Source organism: Burkholderia sp. 4NA327C6, assembly GCF_005502655.1.
Lineage (GTDB): Bacteria > Pseudomonadota > Gammaproteobacteria > Burkholderiales > Burkholderiaceae > Burkholderia > Burkholderia contaminans.
Map to the genome: position 1 here is coordinate 147,367 of NZ_SCNZ01000004.1, position 14,537 is coordinate 161,903.

At 68.6% G+C, this 14,537-nt stretch carries 12 protein-coding genes; 5 read left to right on the top strand and 7 right to left on the bottom strand.

What is annotated here, in order from left to right; all coding sequences use genetic code 11:
* Window positions 1-40 precede the first annotated feature (40 nt).
* Genes FFS49_RS05860 through FFS49_RS05880 form a run of 5 tightly spaced genes read right to left on the bottom strand, consistent with a single transcriptional unit; the run spans window position 41 to window position 4,997 of the window.
* Window positions 41-868 (bottom strand): ABC transporter ATP-binding protein, encoded by an 828-nt coding sequence (locus tag FFS49_RS05860; protein WP_105815327.1) that lies wholly within the window; start codon window positions 866-868, stop codon window positions 41-43.
* Window positions 862-1,968 (bottom strand): ABC transporter permease subunit, encoded by a 1,107-nt coding sequence (locus FFS49_RS05865; RefSeq protein ID WP_105815423.1) that lies wholly within the window; start codon window positions 1,966-1,968, stop codon window positions 862-864. Before FFS49_RS05865 ends, FFS49_RS05860 begins: the two co-directional genes overlap by 7 nt.
* Before the next feature lie 4 nt (window positions 1,969-1,972).
* On the bottom strand, window positions 1,973-3,007 hold the full coding sequence (locus FFS49_RS05870; RefSeq protein WP_105815326.1) for an ABC transporter substrate-binding protein: 1,035 nt from the start codon (window positions 3,005-3,007) through the stop codon (window positions 1,973-1,975).
* Window positions 3,008-3,039: 32 nt separating this feature from the next.
* On the bottom strand, window positions 3,040-3,879 hold the full coding sequence (locus tag FFS49_RS05875; protein WP_105815325.1) for a class II aldolase/adducin family protein: 840 nt from the start codon (window positions 3,877-3,879) through the stop codon (window positions 3,040-3,042).
* Window positions 3,880-3,911: 32 nt separating this feature from the next.
* Window positions 3,912-4,997 (bottom strand): LLM class flavin-dependent oxidoreductase, encoded by a 1,086-nt coding sequence (locus FFS49_RS05880; RefSeq protein ID WP_039356814.1) that lies wholly within the window; start codon window positions 4,995-4,997, stop codon window positions 3,912-3,914.
* Window positions 4,998-5,304: 307 nt separating this feature from the next.
* Between FFS49_RS05880 and FFS49_RS05885 the strand changes: the two genes are divergently transcribed.
* A complete protein-coding gene (locus FFS49_RS05885) occupies window positions 5,305-6,657 on the top strand; it encodes an acyl-CoA dehydrogenase family protein (protein WP_039356811.1) in 1,353 nt (450 codons plus the stop codon).
* A 64-nt stretch (window positions 6,658-6,721) separates the two neighbouring features.
* On the opposite strand, the gene FFS49_RS05890 is transcribed toward FFS49_RS05885, so the two are convergent.
* Window positions 6,722-7,696 carry a LysR family transcriptional regulator gene (locus FFS49_RS05890; RefSeq protein WP_171026725.1) on the bottom strand — a complete coding sequence of 325 codons (975 nt, stop codon included), beginning with the start codon at window positions 7,694-7,696 and terminating at the stop codon, window positions 6,722-6,724.
* 17 nt (window positions 7,697-7,713) lie between these two features.
* Between FFS49_RS05890 and FFS49_RS05895 the strand changes: the two genes are divergently transcribed.
* The gene (locus FFS49_RS05895) at window positions 7,714-8,280 is read left to right on the top strand and encodes a cysteine dioxygenase (RefSeq protein WP_039356805.1); all 567 of its coding nucleotides are present in this window, start codon (window positions 7,714-7,716) and stop codon (window positions 8,278-8,280) included.
* Window positions 8,281-8,396: 116 nt separating this feature from the next.
* Window positions 8,397-10,025, top strand: coding sequence for a rhodanese-related sulfurtransferase (locus FFS49_RS05900; RefSeq protein WP_105815421.1), 1,629 nt, complete (start codon window positions 8,397-8,399; stop codon window positions 10,023-10,025).
* Between the two features lie 57 nt (window positions 10,026-10,082).
* On the opposite strand, the gene FFS49_RS05905 is transcribed toward FFS49_RS05900, so the two are convergent.
* Window positions 10,083-11,225: a glycerophosphodiester phosphodiesterase gene (locus tag FFS49_RS05905; protein ID WP_105815324.1), complete on the bottom strand. Its 1,143-nt coding sequence runs from the start codon at window positions 11,223-11,225 to the stop codon at window positions 10,083-10,085.
* A 376-nt stretch (window positions 11,226-11,601) separates the two neighbouring features.
* On the opposite strand from FFS49_RS05905, the gene FFS49_RS05910 reads away from it, so the two are divergent.
* Window positions 11,602-12,666 carry a phytoene/squalene synthase family protein gene (locus tag FFS49_RS05910; protein ID WP_105815323.1) on the top strand — a complete coding sequence of 355 codons (1,065 nt, stop codon included), beginning with the start codon at window positions 11,602-11,604 and terminating at the stop codon, window positions 12,664-12,666.
* A 491-nt stretch (window positions 12,667-13,157) separates the two neighbouring features.
* A complete protein-coding gene (locus FFS49_RS05915) occupies window positions 13,158-14,393 on the top strand; it encodes a porin (RefSeq protein WP_105815322.1) in 1,236 nt (411 codons plus the stop codon).
* The last annotated feature ends 144 nt before the right edge of the window (window positions 14,394-14,537 follow it).

Genomic DNA, 14,537 nt, shown 5'->3' on the forward strand with positions numbered 1-14,537 from the left:
CCGGCCGCCTGGCGGCCGTTCGTCGAACGGCACCGCGCATCTACCAGCTCGCGTCGAGCCCGAGGTGCCGCAACGCGTCGTGACGCAGTTCGGCGAGGCGCGGGTCGCCGCGATGGCGCGGGTAGGGCAGGTCGACGTGCAATTCGGCGATGATCCGTGCGGGGCGCGGCCCGAACACGATCACGCGCTGCGCGAGGAACAGCGCTTCCTCGACATCGTGCGTGACGAGCAGCGCGGAGAAGCCGTCGCGTTGCCACAGTGCGGTGAGCTCGGCCTGCATCGTGAGCCGCGTGAGCGAATCGAGCTTGCCGAGCGGCTCGTCGAGAATCAGCAGGCGCGGATCGTTGACGAGCGCGCGGGCGAGCGCGACACGCTGCGCCATCCCGCCGGACAACTGATGCGGGAACACGTTCGCGAATTCCTGCAGCCCGACGCGCGCGAGCGCATCGTCGATGCGATGCTGCGCGGTGCGCGTCACGCCGCGCGCCTCGAGGCCGAGCGCGACGTTCGCACGCACGCGTCGCCACGGGTACAGCGTCGGGTCCTGGAACACGACGATGCGCGACGGATCGGGTTGCTCGATCGGCACGCCGTCCTGCGCGATCGTGCCTTGCCGCGCGGCGTCGAGGCCCGCGACGAGGCGCAGCAGCGTCGACTTCCCGCAGCCGCTCGGGCCGAGCAGCGCGACGAATTCGCCGGCCGCGACCGACAGCGTGACGTCGTCGAGCACCGGCAGCGCGCCGCCGGGGCCGTCGAACGCATGGCTCACGCGGCGGAGGTCGATGCGCGCGCCGCGCGGCGCCGTGACGGCGGGCGCAGCGGCAACGGACGATGCAACGGACGATTCGAGTACGGCGGCGCTCACCATTTGACGGTTCCTTTCTGCCAGGCGAGCACGCGGTCGCGCACCGCGAACAGCAGCGCGATCAGCCCGGAAAACAGCAGCGCCATCACGATCAGCGCCGCATACATGTTCACGTACGATGCCCAGCCCTGCGCCCAGCTCAGGTACCAGCCGAGCCCCGACTTGACGCCCATCATCTCGGCGACGACCAGCACCGTGAACGATGCGCTCAGCCCCATGAAGATGCCGACGAACACGTGCGGCAGCGCGGCCGGAATCGCGACGCGCAGCACGAGGAAGCGCGCGTTCGCGCCGAGCGTGCGCGCGACGTCGTAATACTGCTTGTTGACGCTCGCGACGCCCGACCACGTGAGCACCGCGACCGGGAAGCCGGTAGCGAGCGCGATCAGGAACGCGGCCGCCGAATAGCTCGACGGGAAGAAGTAGAACGTGAGCGGCAGCAGCGCGGTGGCGGGCACGGGGCCGAGCACGCGCAGCACCGGATGCACCCAGTAGCCGATCCGGCGCGACCAGCCGATCGACACGCCGACCGCGAAACCGACCGCGACGCCGTACGCAAAGCCGAGCGCGAGCAGCTTCAGCGTGTTGCCGGCGCTGCCGAGCAAGCGCGGCCAGTCGTCGACGTAGACCTCGATCAGCGCCTGCGGCGGCGCGAAGAACGGCGTGGGCAGCCAGCCGGTTTTCGCGGTGACGATTTCCCACGCGGCGAGCACGAGCGGCAGCGCGACGAGCCACGGGCCGGCCGGGCGCACGCGCGCGAGCCGCGCACGCGACGCGGGAACGAGATGGCCGAGCGTTGCGGCGACGAGCAACAACGCGGCGATCGTCCACGCGCCGACGGCGAATTCGCCGGTGTACGCCCAGTCGCTGAAACCGACGACGCGGTTGGGCCACAGTTGCGTGAGGGCACCGAGCGCGCCCCAGGCGAGCGCGGCGGCGATGCCGGTCGGCCAGGTACGCGCGCGGCGGGCTTCGGCGGCCAACGTGGCTTCGCAGGCGATGCACGCGACGCCGGACGCGGGTGCGGGCGCGGATGCGGCGGCACTGCTGCCGGAAGCGGCGGACGCGGAGCGTGCGGGAGCAGCGTGTTCGATCGTCGACATCGCGTCACCCCAGCACGTTCGCATAGACCTGCTGCGCGAAGCGCTGCGGGTCGGTGCTCTTCTTCAGCACGCTGATGCGGCGGAAGTCGTCCGCGTAGAACGCGATTTCCTGCTGCAGGTCGACGTTGGTCGGGTGGTGATTGTAGGTGAGCGTCGCGTAGAGCTTGCGCAGGTCCTCGGGGTTGATCTTCGGCGAATACTTCGCGAACACCTTCGCGGCTTCGTTCGGGTTGTCGTGCGTGAACTCGGTGGCCTGCACGATCGAGCGCGCGAGTGCGGCGGCCGACGGCCGGTCGTTGCGCACGAGGTCGCCGCGTGCGCCGATCACGCAGCACACCTTGCGCGCGTATTCGCCGGACAGGTTCGTCGCCAGTTCGGTGTACGCACCGTTGCTGCGTTTTTCGAGCAGATAGAGGTTCGGGTCGCCGTCGGCAATCGCGTGGATCTCGCCCTTGTCGACCGCCACGCCGAGCAGGTCGGCCGGATACTGCCGCCACGTGATGTCGCGCTCGGGATCGATCCCGTTCTTCGCGAGCAGGATCGAGAAGAAATGCTTGCCGGGTGCGGCCAGGTCGCTGACGCCGACCGTCTTGCCCTTCAGCGCCTGCAGCGTCGTCACGCCGGCCGCCTTCGCACCGACGAGCCGCACGCAGCCGCCATGCGAGCTGCCGATGATCTTCACGTCGAAACCGGCTTCGAGCGGCTTCAGCCAGCGGTGGATCATCCCGACTGCCGCATCGGCCTTGCCGGTCGCGATCGATTCGAGCAACTGGTCGGTCGAGCCGCTGTAGTTGATCAGATCGACCTTCAGGCCGTTCTTCTCGAAGAAGCCGCGCTCCTGCGCGACGACGATCGGCGTCAGGCAGAACGCGTTCTGGTTCCACGCGAACGTGAGCTTCTTCAGCGGCGGCGCGGACCAGGCCTTGCGGCCCAGCGTGATCGCGGGCGCGGCGAGCGCAACGGCGCCGGCGGTGCGCAGCAGCTTGCGGCGTTTTTTGTCGTGCGCGTCAGTGGGCGCGGGTGCGGTGGTTAGGATCATGGGGGCTGGTCTCCGGTCGTGCGGAAAGGCGCTCAGTCGAGCAGGTCGGGTTCGTCGGCGACGACGCGTGCGAACAGGCTGTCGAATGCGTGCAACGCGCCCTCGGGGCCGCCGATCTGGCCGTGCGTGTGGCGTGCGGTCGCGTGATCGATCGGTTGCGGCGTGCCGGCCGCCTCGGCCAGCAACTGCGTGTGCGCGGCGTTGTCGAGCGCGATGTACCACCATGCGGCGGCTTCGACCGTCGGGCCGGCGCTCAGGATTCCGTGGTTCTTCAGGATCGCGCCCTTGTGCGTGGTGCCGTCCGGCTTCGCGAGCGCCTCCGCGATCCGTGCGCCTTCGCTCGTGTCGACGACCATCCCCGTGAAGTCGTCGAACAGCGCGTGGTCTTCGTAGAACACGCAGGCGTCCTGCGTGAGCGGATCGAGCAGGCGGCCGAGCGTCGACCACGCCTTGCCGTACGTCGAATGCGTATGCGCGGCGGCGACGATGTGCGGATGCGCTTCGTGGATCGCCGCGTGGATCGCGAACGCGGCCTTGTTCAGCGGCCGCGTGCCGATCGCGGTCTCGCCGCGCGCGTTGACGAGCAGCAGGTCGGACACCTTGATCTGCGAGAAATGCACGCCGAGCGGATTCACCCAGAAGTGGTCGGGCAGCTCGGGGTCGCGTGCGGTGATGTGGCCGGCGAGCCCCTGCGAGAAGCCGAAGCGGGCGAACAGGCGGAATGCGCCCGCGAGCCGTTCCTGACGGTGACGGCGCTCGGCGGCGACGTCGATGCGCGGTGCCGGCGGATCGAACCAGAAATGCTGGCGCGGCGCTTCGGCGAGTTCGAGGCCCGATGCGGTTCGGACGGGCGAGGCAAGGACGGCGGACATGATGGTGGATGACTCCGTTAGGTCCGTTGGGCTCAGGCCGCGCGGCGGGCCGCGTCGCGGGCGGCGACGGCGCTGCGCACGCGCGGAATCAGTTCGCGGCCGTAGTCGATCGCGTCTTCCAGCGGATCGAAGCCGCGGATCAGGAACGTCGTGACGCCGAGGTCGTAGTAGTCGAGCAGTGCGTCGGCGACCTGTTCGGGCGTGCCGACGAGCGCCGTCGAATTCGAGCGTGCGCCGGTGAGCTTCGCGATCTCGGTCCACAGCCGCTTGTCGACCCGCGAGCCGCGTTCGGCCGCGGCGAGCAGGCGGCGCGCGCCTTCGCTCTGCTGCGGGCCGCCGGCGCCGAGGCCGGCCGCTTCGCGCAGCCGGCGCGTTTCGTCGAGGATGCGATGCGCGCGCGCCCATGCTTCGTCCTCGGTCGCGGCGAGGATCGGGCGGAACGACACGGAGAAGCGCACCTGGCGGCCGTGCTTCGCGGCTTCGGCGCGCACGCGTGTCGTCAGGTCGCGCACCTGGTCGAGCGATTCGCCCCACAGCGCATAGACGTCCGCGTGCTTGCCGGCCACTTCGAGCGCCGCTTCCGATGCGCCGCCGAAATAGATCGGCACATGCGGCTGCTGGAACGGCTTCACTTCCGAAAAGCCCTGCTTGAACCGGTAGTGCGTGCCGTCGTGATCGAACGGCTGCGCTTCGGTCCAGATTCGTCGGAGGATGCCGAGGTATTCGTCGGTGCGCGCATAGCGCGCGTCGTGGTCGAGGAAGTCGCCGTCGCGCTGCTGTTCGCTGTCCGAGCCGCCGGAGATGAAGTGCACGGCGAGCCGGCCGCGGCTGAACTGGTCGAGCGTCGCGATCTGCCGCGCGGCGAGCGTCGGCGCGGTGAAGCCCGGGCGATGCGCGAGCATGAAATGGATGCGCTCGGTCGCGGCGGCCGCGAACGCGATCGTCAGCGTCGCCGACGGGCCGGTCGAGTGATGCGGCACGAGAATCCGGTCGAAGCCGGCCGTCTCGTGGGCGCGCGCAAAGTCGCGCACGTAGTCGGGATCGACCACGGGGCCGGATGCCGGATGGATCTCCGACTGCTTCTGGCTCTGGATCATGCCGATGAATTCGACGCTCATCTGGGTCTCCGGTGCAGGGACGACCCGGCGCGTGGCCGGGGCAGGAATGGAGCGCAGGTTAACGCCGGGATCATGCGAAACGGAAATAATCAATCCCGAATTGAATATCAGATTTGCATGGTTTGGGCGGGGGTGCGCTGCGCATACGCTGTGGGCTCACGAAAGATCGGGCGCGCGGGCGCCAGCGAATCCGGCACCGTGCGTTCCGGATCGCCGGCTTCATCGGAAACCGCGCCGCGTGGCGATCGATTGCCGCAATTGCCGCCTGTCCGTATTACTTTGCGTATTGCCCAGGGAATCCGTCTCGATGTCCGCCAGCCTTGCCGCTACCTCGCCGTCGGCGCAGCCGCGTTCGCTGCGTCTCCTGTCCACCGACGATGCCGACGCCGACGGCGCCCGCATTGCCGCGCTGCTCGACCGCCTCGCGCCGGAGCTGGCCGCCGATGCGGCCCGCAACGACGTTGACGGCCGCTTTCCTCACGAGAACTTCGCGCGGCTGCATCGTGCGGGGCTGATCGCGCAGGTCGTGCCGCGCGAGCATGGCGGCGCCGGTGCGACGCTCGCGCAGGCGAGCCGGATCGTGGCCGCCGTCGCGCGGGCCGATCCGGCGACGGCGCTGGTGCTGACGATGACGTACCTGCAGCATCGCGCGCTCGGCCGTGCCGACAACCGCTGGCCGGCGCAGGTCCGGCGGGCGGTGTTCGACAGCGCGGTCACCCAAGGCGCGCTGATCAACGCGCTGCGCGTCGAGCCCGCGCTCGGTTCGCCGTCGCGCGGCGGCCTGCCGGAAACCATTGCACGGCGCGATGGCGACGGCTGGCGATTGTCCGGCCACAAGCTGTACAGCACCGGGATTCCGGCGCTGCGCTGGCTGGCCGTGTGGGCGCGCACCGATGAGCCGGCGCCGCGGGTCGGCGTGTTTCTCGTGCCGCGCGACCGCGATGCGGACGGCGATCGCATCCGCGTGATCGAAAGCTGGAATCACCTCGGCCTGCGTGCGTCAGGCAGCCATGAGGTCGTGTTCGACGACGTGCGGCTGCCGGCCGATCACGCGGTCGACGTGCGCGCGCCGGACGCATGGGCCGTGTCGGCGGCGACCCATGCGGATGCAGACGCGCAGGCCGACCAGCAGGCGTGGATGGTCGCGCTGCTCGGCAGCCTGTACGACGCGGTGGCGCGTGCGTCGCGCGACTGGCTGGTCGGGTTCGCAACAACGCGTGCGCCGAGCGGGCTGGGCGCGCCGCTTGCGACGCTGCCGCGCGTGCAGGAAGCGGTCGGCGAAATCGAGGGCTGGCTGCATGCGAACCGTGTGCTGCTCGACGATCACATCGCGCGCACCGACGCGGGCCATGCCCCGACGGTCACGACGAGCGGCCTCGTCAAGCGGACCGTGACCGAGCACGCGATCCGCGTGGTCGAACAGGCGTTGAAGCTGTCGGGCAATCACGGGCTGAGTCGCGCCAATCCGCTCGAACGCCACTATCGCGACGTGCTGTGCAGCCGCGTGCATACGCCGCAGGACGATGCGATCGCGGTGGCGGCGGGGCGTGCGGCACTGGAAGCGGCGAACCGGAGCGAGACGAAGCGCGCACCGGCGGGCGAGACGGAGACGAGCGGGGCGCCGGTCAACGAGACCGAACGCGGCCGCGGCGATGCGTGACGGGAGCAGGGCGGGCGCGGTCGCCGATCGGGCGGCGGGATGCCGGCGCCGCCCGATGGTCCGGTCAGGCAGCCTTGCCGTGCGCCTGCTCCGGCAACGCGAACGCCGTGCGCGCATGCGCGGCAACGGCGGCGAGCGGCGCGTCGAAACGGGCCGCATCGTGCCGGCGCAGCAGCCACAGATCGATCTGCGGCTTGAAATCGGCGAGCGGCACGATGTCGAGCGCATCGCGCAGCGGGCTGCCTTCGACGAGCGGCAGCGGCATCAGCCCGATGCCGAAGCCGTTCGCGACGCTCTGCAACTGCAGGTCGCGGCCGTAGGTGTCGAGCGTGACCGGCATCGGCAGGCCCTGCGCGTCGAGCGCGCGCCGCAAACCTGCGCGAAAACCGCAGCCGTCCGGATTGAGCACCCAGCCATGCGCGTGGCAATCGGCGAGCCGGTAGCTGCGGCGCGGCCAGTCACCCTTGCGGCCGACCGCGACGAGCCGCGTGGCCAGCAGCCGTTCGCCCTCGACCTGCGCCGGCAGCACCATTTCGCGTGCGAGGAACACGAGCGCCGCATCGAGTTCGCGGCGGGCGACGCGCTCGACGAGCATGCCGCCCCACGCGGTCGTGACCTGCGTCGCGAGCGCGGGCCACTGCGCGGCGAGTTCGGCGATCAGCGCGGGCAGCATCAGCTCGCCGAGGCCCTGCGTGAGCCCGATCCGGAATTCGCCGGCAGGCGGCTGCTCGCCGGCCGTCAGCTCGCGCAGCGCATCGACTTCGCGCAGGATCGCGCGGCACTGCTCGAACACCCGCCGGCCGATGTCGGTGGGGCGCGGCGGCTTGGTGTTGCGATCGAGCAGGGTCACGCCGAGCGCTTCCTCGAGATTCTGGACGCGCCGCGTGATCGCGGGCTGCGTCATCCCGAGCTCGGCCGCGGCCTGGCTCAGGGTCTGGCAGCGGACGACCGCTGCAAAAGCGTCGATATCGCTAATTTTCATGTTTGTTCTGCATGGTCTTTCGGGTGCATCATGACGATCCATCATATTCGGCATCATATTCGAGGAGTCAGCCGATGAGTACGCTTTCGTTGCATCAGACGCCGCTGCGGCCGTTCGTCGATGGCCTGGGTGCATTGCTCGCGTCCGGCGCGAACGAGGCGCGCATCCTCGACGAGGGCGGTGCGCTGCTCGCCGCGCTCGTCGAACACGACGACTGGTTGCCCGACGCGTTCGCGCAGCCTGACCCCGCGCGCTATCGGCAGTACCTGCTGCATCTCGACCCGGACGAGCGGTTCTCGGTCGTCAGCTTCGTGTGGGGGCCGGGCCAGACGACGCCGATCCACAACCACACGGTGTGGGGGCTGATCGGGATGCTGCGCGGCGGCGAGTTCTCGCAGCCGTACGGGTTCGACGCAGCGGGCAGGCCGGTGCCGTCCGGAGAAGCCGTGCGGCTGCAGCCCGGTGAAATCGAGGCGGTGTCGCCGCGCATCGGCGACGTCCACCGCGTGACCAACGCGTTCGACGATCAGGTATCGATCAGCATCCACGTGTATGGCGCGAACATCGGCAAGGTGGAGCGCGCGGTGTTCCTCGACGACGGTACCGTGAAGCCGTTCGTGTCGGGTTATTCGAATGCCTGATGCCTGATGCAACGCCCGCAGGCGCGGCCGGTCGCCGGCACGCGCCGGCAGGCCCACGATTCATCCGTTCCGCTTTCTTCACCGACTTCAACGCATTCAATCAACACAGAGACACCGTGACGCAATCCGCCGAATCCACTTCCCGCTTTCCCGTCGCGTCGTACCAGGACGTGCGCGCCCGCCTGCTTGCCCGCGACGAGATCGCGCTGATCGACGTACGCGAGGAAGATCCGTACGCGCAGGGCCACCCGCTGTGGGCCGCCAACTTTCCGCTGTCGAAACTCGAACTCGATGCGTGGACGCGCATTCCGCGCCGCGACACGCCGATCGTCGTGTTCGGCGAAGCGGGCGGCGAGGATCTCGCGCCGCGTGCGGCCGCCAGGCTCGCGCAGCTCGGCTACACCGATGTGCGGCTGCTCGACGGCGGCCTGGCGGGCTGGCTCGCCGCGGGCGGCGAACTGTTCATCGACGTGAACGTGCCGAGCAAGTCGTTCGGCGAATGGGTCGAGGCCGAGCGGCATACGCCGTCGCTGTCCGCGCAGGAAGTGCAGGCGCTGATCGATGCGAAGGCCGATGTCGTGATCGTCGACGCGCGTCGTTTCGACGAATACCAGACGATGAACATCCCGACGTCGACGAGCGTGCCGGGTGCGGAGCTCGTGCTGCGCGTTCGCGCGCTCGCGCCGAACCCGGCGACGCAGGTGATCGTCAACTGCGCGGGCCGCACGCGCAGCATCATCGGCACGCAGTCGCTCGTCAACGCGGGGCTGCCGAATCCGGTTGCCGCGCTGCGCAACGGCACGATCGGCTGGACGCTCGCGGGCCAGACGCTCGAACGCGGCGCCGCGCGGCGCTTTCCGGACGACATCGACGCGACGCAGCGCGCCGACGCACGCCGTGCGGCGCGCGCGGTGGCCGAGCGCGCGGGCGTGCCGCGCATCGCGCTCGCGGACGTCGCGGCGCTCGACGAGCCGGGCCGCACGCTGTACCGCTTCGACGTGCGCACGCCGGAGGAGTACGAAGCCGGCCACCTGCCGGGTTTTTTGAGCACGCCGGGTGGCCAGCTCGTGCAGGAGACCGACCATCACGCGGCCGTGCGCGGCGCGCGGATCGTGCTCGCCGACGACGACGGCGTGCGCGCCGACATGACCGCATCGTGGCTCGCGCAGATGGGCTGGGACGTGCGGGTGGTCGAACCGGAGGACGGTACGGCACGGTTCGACGAGCGCGGCCAGCCGCCGCGCGACGTACCGGCGACCCCGAGCGTGACGGACATCTCGCCCGCGACGCTCGCAGGCTGGCTGAAGGAGGCCGCGCCCGGCGAGCTGGCGATCGTCGACGTGACGGCCAGCGCGAACTACGTGAAACGGCATATCCCGGGTGCGTGGTTCGCCGTGCGTGCGCAGCTGCGTGATGCGCTCGCGGCGATTCCGCCCGCCAAGCGCTATGTGTTCACGTGCGGGTCCAGCCTGCTGGCGCGGTTCGCGGCGGACGACGCCCGCGCGCTGCTGCCGGCTTCGGCCGACATCTCGGTGCTCACCGGCGGCACGGCCGCGTGGATCGACGCCGGGCTGCCGCTCGAAAGCGGCGAGACGCATCTGGCCTCACCGCGCGTCGACCGCTACCGCCGCCCATACGAAGGCACCGACAACGCGGCGGCCGCGATGCAGGCGTATCTCGACTGGGAGTACGGACTGGTCGATCAGTTGAAGCGGGACGGCACGCATCACTTCAACGTGATCTGACCGATACGGTGCAACCGGGCGCGTCGCGTCGTGCGTCGCGCCCGGTCAGCGCGCCTGTCAGCGCTTGAACGTATCGACGGCCGTGCGCCCGACGGCCGGATCGTCGGTGAAGAAGCCGTCGATGCCCGCGCGCAGGTACGCCTGGATCTCGCGCACCGAGCCGGCCGTGTTGCGCGCGGCCGGCGTGCCGCCATCCTTCAGCGACGCGGGCAGGAAGTTGTTTTCCGGGCGGAACGTGTACGGATGCACGACGAGGCCGGCTTCGTGCGCGTAGCGCACGTACGGCGTCGGCTGCTGCAGCGTGCCGTCCGCGGCGACCGCGATGATCGACGTCTTGTACGGGCCGACGCCGTTCGCATAGGTCGCGATCTCGCGCATGCCGTCGCGCGTCGACAGGTCGCCGTAGGTGCGCTTGTCGTTCGCCTTCACGAAGTCGTACGGGCGCTGGCCGGCTTCGTCCATCAGCTGCACGAGCTTCCAGTTCGGCTGGCTCGACTTGATCCGGTTGCGGATCGTCTTCAGGTTCGCGACCTCGAACGACTGGATGTAGACGGTCGCCGTGCGCGCCGTGTACGCGTCCTTCAGCAGCGCATCGACGAGACGGTCCTCGAGCGGCAGGCCGATCGACTGGAAGTAGGTCGGATGCTTGGTTTCCGGATACAGGTGGATCGTGCGGCCGGTCTGCGCGGACATCTGCTTCGCGAGCGCGACGATCTCGTCGAACGTCGGGATCTCGAACTGGTCGTTGTACGCGGTGTTCGCGGGGCGCACCTGCGGAATGCGCTCGCGGGCGCGCAGCGTCTTCAGCTCGGCGAGCGTGAAATCCTCGGTGAACCAGCCCGTCAGCTCCGCGCCGTCGATCGTCTTGGTCGCCTTGCGGCTCGCGAACTGCGGCAGCGTCGACACGTTCGTGGTGCCCGAGATCTCGTTCTCGTGACGCGCGACGAGCACGCCGTCGCGGGTCGACACGAGGTCGGGCTCGATCACGTCCGCGCCGTCCTCGACCGCCTTGCGATACGACGCGAGCGTGTGTTCCGGGCGCAGCGCGCTCGCGCCGCGATGGCCGACCACCTGGACCTTCGCGGAAATCGGCTGGGTGGGATCGGACGCGACGTCGTCGCCGCCGCACGCGGCGAGCAGGAACGCGGCGGCACAGGCGAACGGAACGTAGCGCAGGGAGGTCGGGCGCTTGAAGAGCATGTCGATGAACCTTCGAAACGAGAGTCGGAAAGGGGCGATCGATCCGGCGGCGCGGCTGTCGTGGCGTGTCGCACGGAGTCGAATGGGACGCGATCGTCGCATCGAATAATTACATATGTATTACTTATGCCTTTCCGTTCTCTATTTTTAGGGCGCAATGGCTGCGGCAGGGCGGTTGAATGCGGCCTGACGGAATGCGCCTTCCGGCCGTCTCGGGCAGGCCGGCCGCCGGATGCACTAAACTTGCGGGAATTTTGCATCGCCGCGCCGGGGCCAGACGCCCGTCTGGCGCGACGATGCGGCGACTCGCGGGCCGGCGCGGGTGCCCGGCGCCCGTGTGCGTCCGGGGCCCGCGCCGGCCGATTTTTCCCGACCCATGACGACTCGAACCGATTCCGCTTTCCTGCTCGGCGACCTGCTGAAGAACGTTTCCCGCTCCTTCTACCTGACGCTGCGCGTGCTGCCCGACGGCATGCGCGACCCGGTCGGCCTCGCGTACCTGCTCGCGCGCGCGGCCGACACGATCGCCGACACGGCGCTCGTCGCACCGGATCGCCGGGCGGCGTTGCTGACCGACCTGCGCGACGAGGTCGAGCGGCTCGGCGACGGCGTTGCGCTGTCGCGGGCGCTCGAGGACGTGACGCGGATGCAGACCGATTCGTACGAGCACGTGCTGCTCGGCTCGATGGAGCCGATGCTCGCGCTGCTGCGCGCGCAGCCGGACGCCGACCGCGCGTCGATCCGCAAGGTCGTCGCGACGCTGACGGCGGGGATGGTATTCGACCTGCGCACGTTCCCCGACGAACAGTCGGGGCGCGTCGTGTCGTTGCCGACGCGCGGCGAACTCGACCGCTACACGTATCTCGTGGCCGGCTGCGTGGGCGAGTTCTGGACCGACATGACGGGCATGCACACGCCGGCCGCGCGCGGCTGGAACCTGCCGGACATGTGCGAGAAGGGCATCCGTTTCGGCAAGGCGCTGCAGATGACCAACATCCTGCGCGACTGCGGGAAGGACCTGCGCATCGGCCGCTGCTATCTGCCGGACGACGTGCTGGGCGCGCATGGGCTCGGCGTGGCCGACCTGATGGCGCCCGATGCATCGGCGCGCGCGCGCGGCGTGCTTGTCGACCTGCTGCGCGTGACGCTCGACCAGTATCGCGACGCGGGCTTGTATACGCTTGCGATCCCGCGCCGCTTCGTGCGGCTGCGGCTCGCGTGCCTGTGGCCGATCATGATCGGCCTCGAAACGCTCGAGCTGCTGGCCGGCCATGCGGCGTGGCTCGATCCGGCGAAGCCGGCCAAGGTGCCGAGAAAGCGCGTCTACCGGATCATGGCGTCGTCGCTCGCGCTGGTCGGGTCGAATTCCGCGATTCGCGCGCGCCTGACCGCGCTCGCCGATGCCGTGAACGCGCATCTCGTGCAGCCGGCCACGCGCTGACTCGTACTGCACGATGCCGGCGCGACAGGTGCCGGCATCGCCCCTCGGCCCGCGTTCGCCGGGCCATCATCGTCCGCCTCTTCACGCGTCGACTAAAAACGTTTTCATTTTTTCGTGTCGCGAAACGTGGGTGTCATGAACGTCAGCGATCCTTCGCGGCGGCGTGAGTCGTGGCGTCAGCTACGGCCGCGTTTTTTGTAAGACGATATTTCGCCGAAGGCATCTGACGACATCCGACGGAAGCGTTGCACCCGTAAAAATGTAAAGCTAGGGTTTTCACCGGGAAATGCCGGAAAGGCCCACCGCGTAAGCGTTTTCAGGTGTTATGTAACCGCTTGGTGAACCCGTGCGTTGCGTCGATCATACGACGACCGACTGCGCGTGTTGGGAAATATTCGGTAATCCGTCAGAATCGCGTCGGCATGTACTCGCACATGTGTCAGTCACAAAACCACACCAGAAAAGAAACATTCTTTGAGGACGGAGAATCAATGAAAAAGCGCGTCGCTTTCGCCATGACGGCAGTTGGCCTTGCAGCCGCTACCGCCGCCCACGCTCAAAGCAGCGTGACCCTGTACGGTATCGTCGACAATGCCATCGCCTGGCAGAACAACTCGTCGGCAACCGGCGCGACCACGGGCGGTCACTCGAAGGTTCAGATGGCCACCGGCATCTGGGCTGGCAGCCGCTTCGGCCTGAAGGGCAGCGAAGATCTTGGCGGCGGCACGAAGGCGATTTTCCAGTTGGAAGCTGGCGTCAACACGGCTAACGGCGCTTCGCAGTGGGCGCAGGGTGGCGGTATCTTCACGCGTCAAGCGTGGGTGGGCCTGACCAATAACACGTACGGTACGCTGACGGCCGGCCGCCAGTACACCGCGTACTACACGCTGCTGTCGCCGTACAGCCCGACGACCTGGCTGACCGGTTACTACGGCGCACACCCGGGTGATATCGATTCGCTGGATACGAGCTACCGTGCGAACAACTCGATCGTCTACATGTCGCCGAAGTTCTATGGCTTCACGGTCGGCGGCTCGTACTCGCTCGGCGGTGTGGCAGGCAGCTTCAACCGCGGCTCGACCTGGAGCGCAGCGATCCAGTATCTGAACGGCCCGGCAGGTATCGCAGTCGGCTATCAGCGTGTCAATAACGCGACGCTGGGTGGTGGCCTGTGGGGTACGGCTTCGACCGTCGAGAACGGTACGAACGTTGATTCCAAGGGCAATGCCATTGGCGTCCAGCCGGCCGTGTCGTCGATCAACAACGGTTACTCGGGTGCACAGTCGCAGCAGCGTCTGGCTGTGACGGCTGGCTACCAGTTCACGCCGGCGTGGGACATCTCGGTATCGTACTCGAACGTCCAGTACATCCCGGGCACGCTGTCGGGCTTCAAGAACACGGCGATCTTCAACACGGCGGGCGCCGTGCTGCACTGGAAGGCAGCGCCGCAGTGGGACTTCGCAGCAGGCTACTCGTACACGGCTGCAACGCAGTCGAATGGCGTCTCCAGCGCGGCAAAGTACCACCAGGTTACGCTGTCGCAGTACTACAGCCTGTCGAAGCGCACGGGCCTGTACGCGGTTGAGGCTTACCAGCACGCAAGCGGTAACACGCTGACCCCGGCGGGCGGCATTGTCGCAGCAACGACGTCGATCGGCGACGGCGTGGGCGCAGGTTCGAAGCAGAACCAGATCGCTGCCGGCGTCGGTCTGATCCACCGCTTCTGATGTCGCGCGGCGCGCGAGCGCCGCTTGTGGCATGCGGTTGAAGAACCGGCCTTCGGGCCGGTTTTTTTTATGCGTGGTACGTATTGCGCGTATTCCGGTTCCGTTACCGGCCGGCATCGACCGGATGCGGAGAGCGACGAAAGC

Coding starts and splice junctions, on each gene's coding strand:
- FFS49_RS05875 (WP_105815325.1), bottom strand. CDS start 3,879: ATGTCCGCCGTCCTTGCCTCGCCCGTCCGAACCGCATCGGGCCTCGAA.
- FFS49_RS05910 (WP_105815323.1), top strand. CDS start 11,602: ATGACGACTCGAACCGATTCCGCTTTCCTGCTCGGCGACCTGCTGAAG.
- FFS49_RS05895 (WP_039356805.1), top strand. CDS start 7,714: ATGAGTACGCTTTCGTTGCATCAGACGCCGCTGCGGCCGTTCGTCGAT.
- FFS49_RS05890 (WP_171026725.1), bottom strand. CDS start 7,696: ATGATGCCGAATATGATGGATCGTCATGATGCACCCGAAAGACCATGC.
- FFS49_RS05860 (WP_105815327.1), bottom strand. CDS start 868: ATGGTGAGCGCCGCCGTACTCGAATCGTCCGTTGCATCGTCCGTTGCC.
- FFS49_RS05880 (WP_039356814.1), bottom strand. CDS start 4,997: ATGAGCGTCGAATTCATCGGCATGATCCAGAGCCAGAAGCAGTCGGAG.
- FFS49_RS05905 (WP_105815324.1), bottom strand. CDS start 11,225: ATGCTCTTCAAGCGCCCGACCTCCCTGCGCTACGTTCCGTTCGCCTGT.
- FFS49_RS05870 (WP_105815326.1), bottom strand. CDS start 3,007: ATGATCCTAACCACCGCACCCGCGCCCACTGACGCGCACGACAAAAAA.
- FFS49_RS05915 (WP_105815322.1), top strand. CDS start 13,158: ATGAAAAAGCGCGTCGCTTTCGCCATGACGGCAGTTGGCCTTGCAGCC.
- FFS49_RS05865 (WP_105815423.1), bottom strand. CDS start 1,968: ATGTCGACGATCGAACACGCTGCTCCCGCACGCTCCGCGTCCGCCGCT.
- FFS49_RS05885 (WP_039356811.1), top strand. CDS start 5,305: ATGTCCGCCAGCCTTGCCGCTACCTCGCCGTCGGCGCAGCCGCGTTCG.